Raw genomic sequence first — 13,887 nt, 5'->3', positions numbered from 1 at the left:
GGCGTACAGCTAACTAATTCGCAGCGGATTCCTAGTCTGTGCGCAAGGCCGGATGGGCTCCTTATGTTCCAACGGAGGGTAACCTATGACAAGTGATTAACGAGACTTTGCTAGCAGCTGCTCCCGCGCACGATTCGCTGACCTGGTCGCAGACGATTGTGCTGTCCATTGTTCAGGGACTGACCGAATTTTTGCCGGTTAGTTCGTCCGGACACTTGCGGATTATTTCTGATCTATTGTGGGGCAGAGATGCTGGGGCGTCGTTTACCGCAGTGATCCAGTTGGGCACCGAGGCTGCGGTTTTGGTCTACTTCTTCAAAGACATCGTCAAGATTGCCACCGGCTGGCTCAAAGGCCTTGTGAACAAGAGCGAACGGGGCTTTGATTATGCGATGGGGTGGATGGTTATCGTCGGCACACTGCCGGTGGCAGTGCTGGGTTATCTGGGCAAGGACTTCATTCGCGACGCACTGCGCAACATGTGGATTACCGCTTCAGTGCTGATCTTGTTTTCATTCGTATTCATTGCAGCGGAAAAGTATGGCACCAAAAAGCGCAGCTTTGACCAGTTGACCATGCGCGACGCAATCTTGATGGGTCTCGCACAGTGCCTGGCTTTGATTCCTGGCGTCTCGCGTTCCGGCGGCACGATTTCAGCAGGGCTTTTCCTTGGTTTGGATCGAGAAGTCGCTGCGCGCTTTTCCTTCTTGCTTGCTATACCCGCGGTACTTGCATCCGGCATTTTCTCCCTGCCAGATGCCTTCGCTCCATCTTCCGGGCAGGCGGCTAGTGGCGTGCAGCTATTGGTGGGTACAGGAATCGCGTTCGTGGTGGGATATGCCTCCATTGCTTGGTTGCTCAAGTTTGTCTCGAACAACTCATTTTCCTGGTTCGCGGCATATCGCATTCCAGCCGGACTGGCAGTCATGGGTTTACTTGCCGCCGGGGTGTTGACCCCTTAGTACACAGCTCAGCGCCCCAGTTTGGTGGCGCGGTCGATAGCAATTTCCAACCACGCCTAAATGTAAGGTAGATAACATGTACTCTTGGTCGCAGCCGCAGGTCCCATTTCTGCCAGCTGAATTTGGCGCCCCCGTTCCGTTGAAATTGTATGATTCTGCAGACCAAAAGCTCAAGCAAGTTGTGGCACCGAAGACCGGGGACACCGGCATGTACGTGTGCGGTATTACGCCCTACGACGCGACCCACCTAGGACACGCCGCCACATATGTTGCCTTCGACCTGGCGCAACGAGTCCTCCTCGACAATGGGCACACAGTGCACTACGTGCAAAACATCACCGATGTCGATGATCCCCTGTTCGAGCGTGCTTCCCGAGACGGTGTGGATTGGCGCGAGCTGGGGCAATCACAGATTGAACTGTTCCGCTCAGACATGACGGCGTTAAGCGTGATCCCACCTCGGGATTATGTCGGGGTGATGGACATCGTCGACGAAGTCATCGATCTGGTCCAACGACTCTTGGATTGCGGCGCTGCCTATGTTGTCGACGACCAACAATTCCCCGACATCTATGCCAGTGTCTCAGCCACCGAAACATTTGGCTACGAGTCAAATTACGACCGCGAACAGATGATGGCACTGTTCGCCGAGCGCGGAGGTGACCCAGACAGACCGGGGAAGCGCGACCCATTGGATGCACTGGTCTGGCGCGCACATCGAGAAAGAGAACCCGCCTGGGATGCGCCTTTCGGGGCAGGACGCCCTGGTTGGCATATCGAATGTTCTGCCATCGCCACTAACCGCCTGGGCCCGCACTTCGCGATCCAGGGTGGTGGTTCGGATCTCAAGTTCCCGCACCATGAATTTTCCGCAGCCCATGCGGAAGCCGCGTACCCAGAGGCTGGTCGCATGGCGGATATTTATGCCCACGCGGGCATGATCGCCCTCGACGGTGTGAAGATGTCAAAATCCTTAGGCAACCTGGTATTTGTCTCCAAGCTGACCGCTGCCGGGCACGACCCCGCGGCCATCCGCCTTGGGCTCTACGCTGGTCACTACCGCAGCGATCGCGATTGGTCTGATGAGGTCCTCACCGAGGCCGAGCACCGGCTTGCCACCTGGCGGGAAGCCACCGCTTCCGCGTCATCTGTGGCCGACGCCCTCGCCCTTATAACTGAGGTACGCAGCGCGCTTGCCGACGACCTCGACACGCCACGTGCCATCCGCAGTATCGACGCCTGGGCCGAACAAATCCTCTCCGGTACGCAAGAAAGTAAGGAAGTGGGAAACTCACGCGCAGCCGGCGACATGGTCAGCCTAGCGTTGGATAGTTTGCTGGGGCTCAAGCTCTAACCGAAAAATTATTCGGTGGGGCTAAATAATGTGACATCAGCCTGCAGATCCACAGCGAATAGGGGAGAATATTCAACTATGACGATCCGTGCCTCTTTTCAACCCGCTGTAGACGAGTTCATCGCCAATCTTGAAGAATTTGCCACTGGTTCGTACTTGCGTGCCGATGAGCGCGAATTCTGGGATCAGCCATTCGACCCTGCTGTCTTGCCTAAGCTTCGGGCAATCCTCGAGGGCTTTCTAGACACCCTTGATGCTTTGGAGGCGCCGGTGGTTCCGGAGGCAATCAACGAAGCTGTCACAGCAGTGATTAATGATATCGATGCCTTCAACTCTAAGAATGCGGATGCCGTTGTCGAGCCCGAGGAAAAGGCTGAATTGAACGAGCTTATCCGCAATGCGGTGGCCCGTGTGGACTCCGAATCTGACGTGCTTGACAACATACCTGAACTCGAATAGTCAGCTCGGTTCGTTTTTGTTGGGGGTTGGTGCCACAAACTCAACCAACAATATACTAAGCTGTCTATTCTATGAACAGTATTTGCCCGAAAACATCCCCTTTTCTCACTGCCCTCGCTGATCGCGTCCTCTTGGGCGACGGGGCGATGGGCACCCAGCTACAAGCAATTGAGCTGGATTTGACCACGGACTTTCTCGAACTTGAGGGTTGCAACGAGATCCTCAATGTCACCAGGCCGGACGTGATCGCACAGATCCATCGGGACTACTTTCGTGCCGGTGCCGATTTTGTAGAAACCAACACTTTCGGCTGCAACCTGCCGAACTTAGCCGACTACGGCATAGCCGAACGTTGCGAAGAGCTAGCCGAGGCTGGGGCTCGCATTGCTAGGGAAGTAGCTGACGAATTCCCAGGCACCTTCGTGGCTGGAGCATTGGGCCCTGGCACCAAGTTGCCGTCGTTAAGGCATGCTCGCTATTCGGAATTAAGCTCCCATTATCGTCTTGCTGCTTTGGGCCTGATCAGGGGCGGCGCTGATTTCATTTTGATCGAGACAGCACAGGACCTGCTCCAGGTCAAGGCGGCCGTCCTTGGGGTCCGCGCAGCTTTTGCCGAGGCCAATCGCGAATTGCCAATCGTCGTGCACGTGACGGTGGAAACCACGGGCACGATGCTCTTAGGTTCCGAAATTGGCGCAGCTTTGACAGCGTTGGAGCGGCTGGGTATCGACATGATCGGTCTCAACTGCGCCACTGGCCCCACCGAGATGAGCGAACACCTGCGCTACCTCAGCCAGCATTCGTCGATCCCTGTCTCCGTCATGCCCAATGCGGGTCTGCCAGTCCTCGGACCGAATGGGGCGCATTACCCGCTTAGTCCTGAAGATTTGGGCACGGCACTCGAGGGATTCATTAGTGAATTCGGCTTGCGCATGGTCGGCGGATGCTGTGGCACGACTCCGGAGCATATCCACCAACTTCGCCGCCGTATTGACCAACTCGCAATTTCCGGCACGGACACCGGCAACGAGACAAAGCGTCGGCCTGCAGACGCGGTGAGTTCTCTCTACCAGTCGGTACCCTTGACGCAAGATACCGGCATCACGATCATCGGTGAACGCACCAACGCAAACGGCTCCAAGGCGTTTCGGGAGGCGATGCTCGCAGGGGACTGGGAAAAGTGCATCGATATCGCCAAAGGGCAAACGCGAGACGGGGCGCACCTACTGGACGTCTGCGTCGACTATGTCGGACGCGACGGCCGGGACGACATGGCTGAATTGGCAGCACGATTGGCCACCGCGACGACGCTGCCGATCATGCTGGACTCCACGGAACCGGCCGTTCTGGAGGCAGGCTTGCAGCAGCTCGGGGGACGATGTGTGCTGAACTCCGTCAATTTTGAAGATGGCGATGGCCCGGATTCTCGCTTTCAACGGATCATGCGGCTCGCTCAGCAGCACGGCGCCGCTGTCGTTGCGCTCACCATCGATGAGGAAGGGCAAGCGCGCACCGCCGAGCACAAGGTAGCTGTGGCCAGCCGACTCATCGACACGATCACCACCGAGTGGGGGCTGGACTATCAAGACATCATCGTCGACTGTCTCACTTTCCCCATTTCTACCGGTCAGGAGGAAACTCGACGCGACGGCATCGAAACCATCGAGGCCATTCGCCAGCTCAAGGCGGCCTACCCCGAGATCCACACCACCTTGGGACTGTCTAACATCTCATTCGGCCTCAACCCAGCTGCCCGGCAAGTGCTGAACTCGGTCTTCCTCAACGAATGCATCGAAGCAGGCCTCGACACCGCCATCGCTCATTCGTCGAAGCTCATTCCGATGAACCGCATCGATGACCGTCAGCGGTTGGTCGCGCTAGATATGGTCTACGACCGGCGTCGCGAAGGCTATGACCCGTTGCAGGTGTTCATGGAGCTGTTCGAAGGAGTTGACGCCAGCACCGCCAAGGATGCCCGGGCCGAAGCACTCGCCGCGCTGCCTTTATTTGAGCGACTTGCGCAGCGCATTATCGACGGCGAGAAGAACGGCCTCGAGACGGACCTCGATGAAGCACTCCAGACCAAATCTGCGATCGAAATCATCAACCAGGATTTGCTCAACGGCATGAAGACCGTCGGGGAGCTGTTTGGCTCTGGACAAATGCAGCTACCGTTTGTGCTGCAATCGGCAGAAACCATGAAGGCAGCGGTGGCCTACCTCGAGCAGTTCATGACCGCGACTGATTCCACGGGGCAAAAGGGCACCATGGTGATCGCGACGGTTAAAGGCGACGTGCATGATATTGGCAAGAACTTAGTGGACATTATCTTGTCGAATAATGGCTACCAAGTCATCAACCTGGGCATCAAGCAGCCCATCTCCGAGATAGCTCGAGCCGCGCAAGAGCACCAGGCTGACGTGATCGGCATGTCGGGGCTGTTGGTGAAGTCGACGGTGGTGATGAAAGACAACCTCGTCGAACTCAACGCAAGTGATCTGTCGGACTATCCGGTGATGCTCGGCGGTGCCGCACTGACCAGGTCTTATGTCGAACATGACTTGGACGAGATCTACGACGGCGACGTCTACTACGCCAAAGACGCCTTCGAGGGCTTGAGCTTGATGGACCACATCATGGCCCTCAAACGCGGCGACGCTACCGAAGAACAACGCGCACAAGCGGCGATCGCTGAGGAAAAGAAGGCGGAGCGTAAGCGACGCAGACAACGCTCGCTCCGAATCGCCGAGGAGCGTCGACAAGCAGCACCCGAGCCGGAGGTGCCTGCTCGCTCGGAGGTATCAGAAAGCCACGAGATTGCCGAGCCTCCGTTTTGGGGGACGCGCGTGGTCAAGGGGATCGCACTGTCTGAATACCTCCCAATGCTTGACGAGCGCGCGTTGTTCATGGGGCAGTGGGGACTCAAACCTACCAAAGGTTCCTCACAAACTTTCGAGGACCTGGTGGAATCCGAAGGCCGTCCTCGCCTGCGTTTTCTGCTGGACCAGCTCAAACAGCGCCGGATTCTTGATCACGCGGCGGCAGTCTACGGCTATTTCCCCGTCGTGTCGGAAGGGCAGGACTTGCTGGTGCTGACTGAGCCACGTCCAAACGCACCGGTTCGCACGCGTTTTAGCTTCCCGAGGCAGCAGCGCGGGAAATTCCTGTGCATTGCGGACTTCGTGGCCAGTCGCAAACGTGCCCGCGAACTTGGCAAAGTTGATGTGCTGCCGTTCCAGCTGGTGACGATGGGGCAACCGATCGCAGATCTAGCGCAAGAACTCTTCGCCGAAAACAGCTACCGGGACTACCTCGAACTGCACGGAGTTGGGGTGCAGCTGACTGAAGCGCTAGCGGAGTATCTGCACTCCCGCGTTCGCGCCGAACTGCGGTTGTCCGGCGACCGGAAGGTCTCAGATGCCGATGCCACCGATCCTCGTCGGTTCTTCGACCTGGACTATTCCGGAGCTCGATACTCATTCGGCTACGGTTCCTGCCCGGACCTGCATTCCCGCAAAGCGCTGGTCGAGTTGCTGGATGCCGGCCGCATCGGCGTACAGCTTTCTGAAGAACTACAGCTGCACCCAGAGCAGTCCACCGATGCCTTCGTGCTGTATCACCCGGAAGCGTCGTACTTTAACGTTTAAGATAGGTAGACGTGTATGAAGCGATCTTGTGGGACATGGACGGAACCCTCGTGGACTCGGAGCCACTGTGGGGTATTGCAACCTACGAGATGAGCGAGGCGATCGGTCGCCGGCTCACCCCAGCGATTCGGGAGCTCACCGTCGGCGGCACCTTTGCCAACACCATCCGGATCTGCGAGGAATTCGCCGGAGTGGTACTCACTCCACAACAGCGAGAGATGCACCGGCAACAGATGTACCGGCGGGTCAGTGAGCTTTTCGCCACAGACCTCACTTTGGTCCCTGGGGTCGCCGAGCTTCTCGACGCATTGGTGGCGCACAAAGTCCCCATGATGGTGGTCACCAACACGCCGCGTGAGCTGGCCGACCCGGCCATCGATGCGATTGGCCGGCAACGCTTCGTCGATACGCTGTGCGGTGATGAAGTGACCCGTGGCAAGCCCGACCCGGAGATTTACGCCACGGCTGCTTCCCGGCTTGGGGTGGCACCCGCGAAATGCCTTGTGTTTGAGGACTCGGCCACCGGCATGGCAGCCGCGGCGTCGGCGGGGTGCCGGGTTGTTGGTCTGCCAGCTTCCGAGGAGATAGTGGTACCTCCAGAAGTGCTCCCGCTAGCCCAGCTGCACGGTAGTTCCTCCTTTTTGGGGGTCACCCCGGTGGATTTAATGCAGTGGTATGCAAAAATTAACGCGCATATCGTGGAAATTATGCAACAATAGTTTGGGTGAAGAACTTTGACTCCCTCTTTGTAGAACTTGCCCATCGTGCTGAGACCCGTCCAGAAGGTTCCGGCACCGTTGCTGCCTTGGATAAGGGCGTGCATCATCTGGGCAAGAAAGTCATCGAAGAGGCAGGCGAAGTGTGGATCGCTGCTGAATACCAATCCGACGACGAGCTCGCGGAGGAAATCTCCCAGTTGCTCTACTGGACCCAAACCGTGATGATCGCCCGGGGGCTTTCTCCGGAAGATGTCTACAAATATCTGTAGGAAGCAGTGAATAAACATGCTCAAAGTTGCAGTCCCAAATAAGGGCGCTCTGTCCGACGCCACGGTAGAAATCCTCAAGGAAGCCGGCTATGCCCAGCGTGGAGATACGAAAGCGCTAACCGTTCTCGACGAGGCAAACGGCGTGGAGTTTTTCTTCCTACGCCCGAAAGATATCGCCATCTACGTCGCCAAAGGTCACCTGGATTTAGGGATCACCGGTCGGGATCTGGCTGGCGACGCGAAGGCAAAAGTCTCCGAAGTGATGAAGCTGGGGTTTGGGGCATCGAAGTTTCGCTATGCCGCGCCGCAGTCAGCTCAATTTACTATCGACAGCTTATCCGGCCTGCGCATTGCCACCTCGTACCCCAATTTGGTCCGCGATGACCTCGCTGCTCGAGGCATTGAGGCCGAAGTCATCCGGCTCGATGGGGCAGTAGAGATTTCAATCCGACTCGGAGTTGCCGACGCAATCGCTGACGTCGTCTCCACCGGCCGCACACTGCGCAAGCAAGGCCTGGTCCCGTTCGGTCCAGTCATCTGCGACTCGGAAGCAATCGTCGTGGGCCGGGAGGGAATCGAACTCACCGACGCCCACCGCGTTTTCTTAGGCCGCATCGAAGGAATTTTGCACGCACAAAACTTCCTCATGCTCGACTACAACGTCACCCGCACGCTTCTCGACGAAGCGGTGGCAGTCACTCCAGGCATCAATGGGCCAACCGTGTCCCCATTAGCAGACCCGGAGTGGGTAGCAGTCCGCGCGATGGTCCCACGCAAGCAAGCAAATGCAGTCATGGATGAGCTCGCCGGTATTGGAGCGCGTGCCATCTTGGCGTCCGAAATCCGAATTGCCCGGATGTAACCCCCACATATGTGCCCCAATAGAGGGGTAGATACGACAGTGGCCCGACACTTTGGTTCCGCCAAAGGGTCGGGCCTGTTCTTTAGGCGCGGCTTGCAGCTTGGGGTTCCACCCTGAGCACGCAGGGGTGTTGAACAATTTGATTGGCACGTTTGGCGATTCTGGTTGGTTTTCCCACATTCAACTTCTAGTTCCTGTCTGAAATGTCACATCACGACGACCCGATTTTGCCCGGTTGGACGTGGCTTTATCCAAAAACGTACGTAGACTGAGAATTGGAACTTAAAAAGCATTAAGCTCTGCCCACCGTTCGCAGACAGCGGTTCACCGACGGCTAGACCTTATACCCCGGCAGTTCCGGGACCAGCAGGGTGTTGATAGTCGGTCTCTGAACACAATCGCGCGAACAGATACACGATACTGATACCCCCAGAGGGTAGAAGGAGATCAGAGAACAATGACTGAGACTAACTTTGCTGCGGGCACCCGCGTCGAAGAGGACCTGCTGGGTACCAAAGAAGTATCCAACGAACACTACTACGGCATCCATACGCTGCGTGCCGTAGAAAACTTTGCCATCTCTGGCAAGACCCACAATGACGTCCCTGACTTCATTCGCGGCATGGTCCAGGTAAAGAAGGCCACCGCGATGGCTAATCGCGCTTGCAAAACCCTGCCAAAGGACAAGTACGAGGCAATCGTGTGGGCCTGCGATCAGATCCTTGAACAGGGCCGCTGCATGGACCAGTTCCCAACCGATGCCTTCCAGGGTGGCGCTGGCACCTCGATGAACATGAACACCAACGAGGTTGTGGCCAACCTGGCGCTGGAACACATGGGCAAACCAAAGGGTTCTTACCATGATCTGAACCCCAATGACGATGTCAACATGGCGCAGTCCACCAACGACGCCTACCCAACAGGACTCAAGCTCGGAATCTTCCACGCATCTCAGGGCCTGATTAAAGAACTGAATTTCCTCTCTGAGGCGTTCCTTGCCAAGGGCGAAGAATTCAAAGACGTGCTTAAGATGGGTCGCACCCAGCTGCAAGACGCAGTGCCCATGACGCTCGGTGGCGAATTCGCTGCCTTCGGGCACGGCATTAAGGAGGAGGCCGATTTCCTTGAGCAGGCAGTGCAGATTTTGCTGACCACGAACCTTGGTGCCACAGCAATCGGCACTGGGCTCAACACCCCAGAAGGCTTCCAGGATGCCATCGTCAAGGCGTTGGCTGAGGTGACTGGCCTTGAGATCAAGGGCGCTCCTGATCTTCTGGTTGCTACCTATGACAACTCCTGCTACATGCACGCACACGCGGCGATTAAGCAAGCTGCCATGAATATCTCGAAGATCTGCAACGACCTTCGTCTGTTGGCTTCTGGCCCACGTGCTGGTCTCAAGGAAATCAACCTGCCAGAAATGCAGGCTGGCTCCTCGATCATGCCGGCGAAGGTCAACCCGGTTATCCCTGAAGTTGTTAACCAGGTGTGCTTCAAGGTCTTCGGCAATGACATCACTGTCCTGATGGCAGCAGAAGCAGGCCAGCTTCAGCTCAACGTGATGGAACCAGCGCTGGCACAGGCGATTTTCGAGTCGATCAACCTGCTGACCAACGCTGTCAAAACCCTGCGCGAAAAGTGCATCGTTGGCATCACCGCAAACGAAGACATCTGCCGCGCTTTCGTGGACAACTCCATCGGAATCATCACCTACCTCAACCCATTCATTGGCCACCTGGCTGGCGACAAGATTGGCAAGGAAGCTGCGGCCACCGGTCGTAGTGTTCGTGAGCTCGTTCTCGAGAAGGGGCTGATGGACGAGGCTAAGCTCGACGAAGTCCTCTCCAAGGAAAACCTGATGGCGCCTCGCTACTCAGGCAAGCTCTACGAGGATTAAACAACTAGCAGAATCGGGCGCAATGTGGGCAGTTTACCGTAGTTGCGCCCGATTGTTTGCGGTTGGTTGGGTTCAACTCTAGAGGAATCGCAGGTGGCTGGCGTCGATAAGGCAGAGCGGCCAACTACCCAGCCATGCTTTGTGGGAATACCCACACTCATTGGACACAATCGGACAGTTGATTCATAATTAGTATTAGTAAGTTTTCATAAGTGAATAGTCCTGGTTGAGCGGGATACTTGAGACACGATCGCAACGACGTGCGCGGCTAAGAGTGAAACGAGCCGAAGACATCCACCACTTCGTGCCACATCGACCTTCCCGGCCAGGCTACCCCGTAGTGCAGTGCCGGTTCAGTGATCTGGCCTGGTCCACTGCGACCGACCCAAGGGAAGTTTCAAAGTGTTACTCGCACTTCAAATCATCATCGTTCTCGCCGCGATCTTTCTAGGCGCGCGCCTCGGCTCCATCGCAATCGGTTTCGCGGGTGGCGCTGGCGTTCTGCTCCTAGGACTGACCGGCGTGCCCGTGACCATCAAAGATATTCCATTCGATGTTATCGGCATCATCATGGCTGTCATCGCAGCTATCGCCGCCATGCAGAAAGCTGGTGGTCTCGACTACCTCGTTTACCTCGCCGAGAAAGCACTCAGGAAGAACCCCAAGCAGATTACGATTTGGGCGCCAATCGTCACCTGGCTTATGACCGTGTTCTGCGGAACCGGCCACACAGCCTTTTCGACGCTCCCCGTTATCGCTGAAGTGGCGAAAGAAGGAGGCGTGCGCCCATCCCGTCCACTTTCAATCGCTGTCGTCGCTTCTCAGATGGCTATTACGGCATCACCAATTTCCGCAGCCGTAGTGTTCATGGCCTCCCTCATGGAGCCACTCGGCGTTGGCTACCTGTCGATGCTGGCAGTGTTCCTGCTGTCTACTTTCATCGCCGTTATCCTCGCCGCGTTCATCACGAACTTCCTCGGCAAGGACCTCAAAGACGATCCTGTGTACCAGGAGCGCCTCGCCAACGGCACCGTTCAACCGCCGAGCGGTAAAAACGACTACACCCCAGTAAAGGGCGCCAAGGCTTCCGTCATGATCTTCTTGGTTGCCATCTTGGTAGTCATGGCTTACGCCACCGCCATCTCCGACCAGGTAGGACTAATTAAGAATCCAAGCATCCCACGCAACGAAGCCATCATGGCCATCATGCTGGCCGCAGCAACGGCAATCACCCTCATCTGCAAGCTCAAGGCTGACACCATCCTGCAAACCTCAGTGTTCCGCTCTGGGATGTCTGCCTGCATCTGCGTGCTCGGTGTCGCCTGGTTGGGCACCACGCTGATTAACCACTACATCGAAGACATCAAGCGCCTGTCCGGAAACGTGCTCAAGGATTACCCTTGGATGCTCGCTGTGGTGCTCTTCTTCGCCGCCGCACTGCTGTACTCCCAGGCGGCGACCGCTAAGGCTCTGCTTCCGGCAGCTCTTGCCGTCGGGGTTTCCCCACTCACAGCTGTCGCCTCCTTCGCAGCAGTGTCCGCACTGTTTATCCTGCCTACTTACCCAACGCTACTGGCAGCGGTCGAAATGGACGACACCGGTTCTACGCGAATCGGCAAATACGTCTTCAACCACTCCTTCATCATCCCAGGTACGCTGGCCATCACTTTTGCAGTGATTCTCGGTTTCCTCTTCGGGTCTGTGATGATCTAGTTCAACTGCCCCGATAGATGCGGCCTTCGAGCTAGCACCGGCGACGCTTGCTGGTGCTAGCTCGAAGGCGTTTTCGTGCGTGGTCGCGCCGATCAACTAGCGGCGCGCCGAGTGCCTTTCAGATGGTACAAAATGTTGCACTGACCGCCTGAAGCCGCCGCCAAATCTGAGCAACCTCGAAGGCAATCAACGCTTATATTCCATTCCCCAACTCGCCACAACTGGATAGAGTAATAGTCATGACATTTAAGCAGCCTGCCGAACCAACTGTGCAGCCCCAGCCATCCGATGCCGAAATCGCGCTTACACACTCACTTCTTCCCATCTCCGACATAGCCGAGCGCGCAGGCCTGCCGGTGTCTGCGGTAATTGGATACGGCCGTAACAAGGCGAAAATCGACGTCGCTTCTTTGGGTGAGAAGGCACATTGCGCTCGCTTGGTTTTGGTGACCGCAATGTCACCAACTCCAGCAGGGGAGGGCAAGTCGACCGTGTTGATCGGTCTGTCTGACGCGGTGCGTGCCGCTGGGCAGCGAACTATCGTAGCGATTCGGGAACCATCGCAAGGCCCTGTCATGGGTATCAAAGGCGGCGCCGCCGGAGGTGGCTACAGCCAGATCGTGCCGATGGATGACATCAACCTGCACTTCACCGGCGATTTGCATGCCATCGCTGCAGCGAACAATACCCTGGCCGCCCTGATTGATAATCACATTCAGCAGGGCAACGAGCTGCGGATCGACCCTCGTCGCATTACGTGGCGTCGCTGCCTCGATGTCAACGATCGCTCCCTACGCAATATCGTCACTGGGCTCGGTGGCCCTGCCCATGGCACGCCAATTGAAACTGGCTTTGACATCACCGCCGCTTCAGAGATCATGGCAGTGTTGTGCCTCGCCAAGGATTTCGCGGATTTGAAGACGCGGATCGGCAATATCGTCGTCGGCCAAAACTACGACCAGCAACCGGTTTTCGTCAAAGATCTACAGGTAGCTGGCTCGCTGGCTGCCCAACTGCGCGATGCAATCAACCCCAACTTGGTGCAAACCCTGGGTGGAACCCCAGCTTTCGTACACGGTGGTCCATTTGCCAACATCGCGCACGGCTGCAACTCGCTCATCGCTACCAATACGGCTATGCAGTATGCGGACATTGTGCTCACCGAGGCTGGTTTCGGTTCTGACCTTGGCGCGGAGAAGTTTTTCGACATAAAGGCCCGTGCCGGTGGTTTTGATTACTCAGCCGTTGTCGTGGTCGCGACGATTCGCTCATTGAAATTCAATGGTGGCCTCTCCCGCGAGGAACTCAATCAGGAAAACTTGGTCGCGCTCGAGCAAGGTCTGGCAAACCTTACCCGACACTGCACCAACATTGCCAAGTTTGGCCAAACACCGATCGTAGCTTTGAACCGATTCACCGCTGACACTTCCGAGGAAGTTGCCCTCGTTAAGACGTGGGGTGCTCAGCTGGGCTTCCGAGTGGTGGAAACCGAGGTGTGGTCCCAAGGTGGGGAAGGGGCCCGCGAGCTTGCCGACGCCGTCCTGGAATACCTCGAGTCACACGAGCCCACCAACCAGCCACTCTACGATCCAGCACTCGGCATTGAAGCAAGCTTGAACACCATCGCCCGCGAAATCTATGGCGCAGCCGGTGTTCAGCTCAGTGGCCAGGCTCTGAAGGACTTGGCTTACTTGAAGGCTAATGGCTGGGACACGCTCCCCGTCTGTGTTTCAAAAACCCAGTACAGCTTTTCCGACGACCCGAGCGCTCTCGGCGCTCCGACGGGCCATACTCTGCACGTTCGCGCATTACGACCTCGCACGGGCGCAGGCTTCGTCGTTGCTCTCACTGGCGATGTGATGACGATGCCGGGCCTGCCGAAACTACCGGCCGCGCTCAACATTGATGTAGATGATGAAGGCCAAATTTCCGGGCTGTTTTAGGTGCTAGAGTTGGGGACAGGTGTGCGTCGATAAGCGCTGTGCACCTGCCTCATCACTCGGAT

At 56.9% G+C, this 13,887-nt stretch carries 10 protein-coding genes; all 10 read left to right on the top strand.

Going from position 1 to position 13,887, the window contains the following annotated elements; translation table 11 throughout:
* Window positions 1–92 precede the first annotated feature (92 nt).
* The 10 genes from CEPID_RS06250 (at window position 93) to CEPID_RS06205 (ending at window position 13,825) form a co-directional block, all read left to right on the top strand.
* Entirely contained in the window at window positions 93–962 is an 870-nt protein-coding gene (locus CEPID_RS06250) for an undecaprenyl-diphosphate phosphatase (RefSeq protein WP_407921609.1), read from the top strand.
* A gap of 76 nt (window positions 963–1,038) precedes the next feature.
* On the top strand, window positions 1,039–2,316 hold the full coding sequence (gene mshC / locus CEPID_RS06245) for a cysteine--1-D-myo-inosityl 2-amino-2-deoxy-alpha-D-glucopyranoside ligase (protein ID WP_047240229.1): 1,278 nt from the start codon (window positions 1,039–1,041) through the stop codon (window positions 2,314–2,316).
* A gap of 78 nt (window positions 2,317–2,394) precedes the next feature.
* The gene (locus CEPID_RS06240) at window positions 2,395–2,775 is read left to right on the top strand and encodes a hypothetical protein (RefSeq protein WP_047240228.1); all 381 of its coding nucleotides are present in this window, start codon (window positions 2,395–2,397) and stop codon (window positions 2,773–2,775) included.
* A 71-nt stretch (window positions 2,776–2,846) separates the two neighbouring features.
* Entirely contained in the window at window positions 2,847–6,422 is a 3,576-nt protein-coding gene (metH, locus tag CEPID_RS06235) for a methionine synthase (RefSeq protein WP_047240227.1), read from the top strand.
* Between the two features lie 11 nt (window positions 6,423–6,433).
* Window positions 6,434–7,141, top strand: a complete 708-nt coding sequence (locus CEPID_RS06230) for an HAD family hydrolase (protein ID WP_047240226.1) — start codon at window positions 6,434–6,436, stop codon at window positions 7,139–7,141.
* A gap of 5 nt (window positions 7,142–7,146) precedes the next feature.
* Window positions 7,147–7,410 (top strand): phosphoribosyl-ATP diphosphatase, encoded by a 264-nt coding sequence (locus CEPID_RS06225; RefSeq protein WP_047240225.1) that lies wholly within the window; start codon window positions 7,147–7,149, stop codon window positions 7,408–7,410.
* Window positions 7,411–7,426: 16 nt separating this feature from the next.
* On the top strand, window positions 7,427–8,272 hold the full coding sequence (hisG, locus tag CEPID_RS06220; RefSeq protein ID WP_047240224.1) for an ATP phosphoribosyltransferase: 846 nt from the start codon (window positions 7,427–7,429) through the stop codon (window positions 8,270–8,272).
* A gap of 457 nt (window positions 8,273–8,729) precedes the next feature.
* Window positions 8,730–10,169 carry an aspartate ammonia-lyase gene (gene aspA / locus CEPID_RS06215; RefSeq protein ID WP_047240223.1) on the top strand — a complete coding sequence of 480 codons (1,440 nt, stop codon included), beginning with the start codon at window positions 8,730–8,732 and terminating at the stop codon, window positions 10,167–10,169.
* A gap of 402 nt (window positions 10,170–10,571) precedes the next feature.
* Window positions 10,572–11,882, top strand: a complete 1,311-nt coding sequence (locus CEPID_RS06210) for an anaerobic C4-dicarboxylate transporter (RefSeq protein WP_047240222.1) — start codon at window positions 10,572–10,574, stop codon at window positions 11,880–11,882.
* Window positions 11,883–12,121: 239 nt separating this feature from the next.
* Window positions 12,122–13,825, top strand: a complete 1,704-nt coding sequence (locus CEPID_RS06205) for a formate--tetrahydrofolate ligase (RefSeq protein ID WP_047240221.1) — start codon at window positions 12,122–12,124, stop codon at window positions 13,823–13,825.
* Window positions 13,826–13,887 lie beyond the last annotated feature (62 nt).

This window comes from Corynebacterium epidermidicanis, assembly GCF_001021025.1.
GTDB lineage: Bacteria > Actinomycetota > Actinomycetes > Mycobacteriales > Mycobacteriaceae > Corynebacterium > Corynebacterium epidermidicanis.
Note: the sequence above shows the minus strand (reverse complement) of the source record. Positions and strands in the feature narration are given on the sequence as shown.

Excerpts from the sequence above, each read along its gene's own strand:
- mshC (WP_047240229.1), top strand. The coding sequence starts at position 1,039 with ATGTACTCTTGGTCGCAGCCGCAGGTCCCATTTCTGCCAGCTGAATTT.
- CEPID_RS06240 (WP_047240228.1), top strand. The coding sequence starts at position 2,395 with ATGACGATCCGTGCCTCTTTTCAACCCGCTGTAGACGAGTTCATCGCC.
- metH (WP_047240227.1), top strand. The coding sequence starts at position 2,847 with ATGAACAGTATTTGCCCGAAAACATCCCCTTTTCTCACTGCCCTCGCT.
- hisG (WP_047240224.1), top strand. The coding sequence starts at position 7,427 with ATGCTCAAAGTTGCAGTCCCAAATAAGGGCGCTCTGTCCGACGCCACG.
- aspA (WP_047240223.1), top strand. The coding sequence starts at position 8,730 with ATGACTGAGACTAACTTTGCTGCGGGCACCCGCGTCGAAGAGGACCTG.
- CEPID_RS06205 (WP_047240221.1), top strand. The coding sequence starts at position 12,122 with ATGACATTTAAGCAGCCTGCCGAACCAACTGTGCAGCCCCAGCCATCC.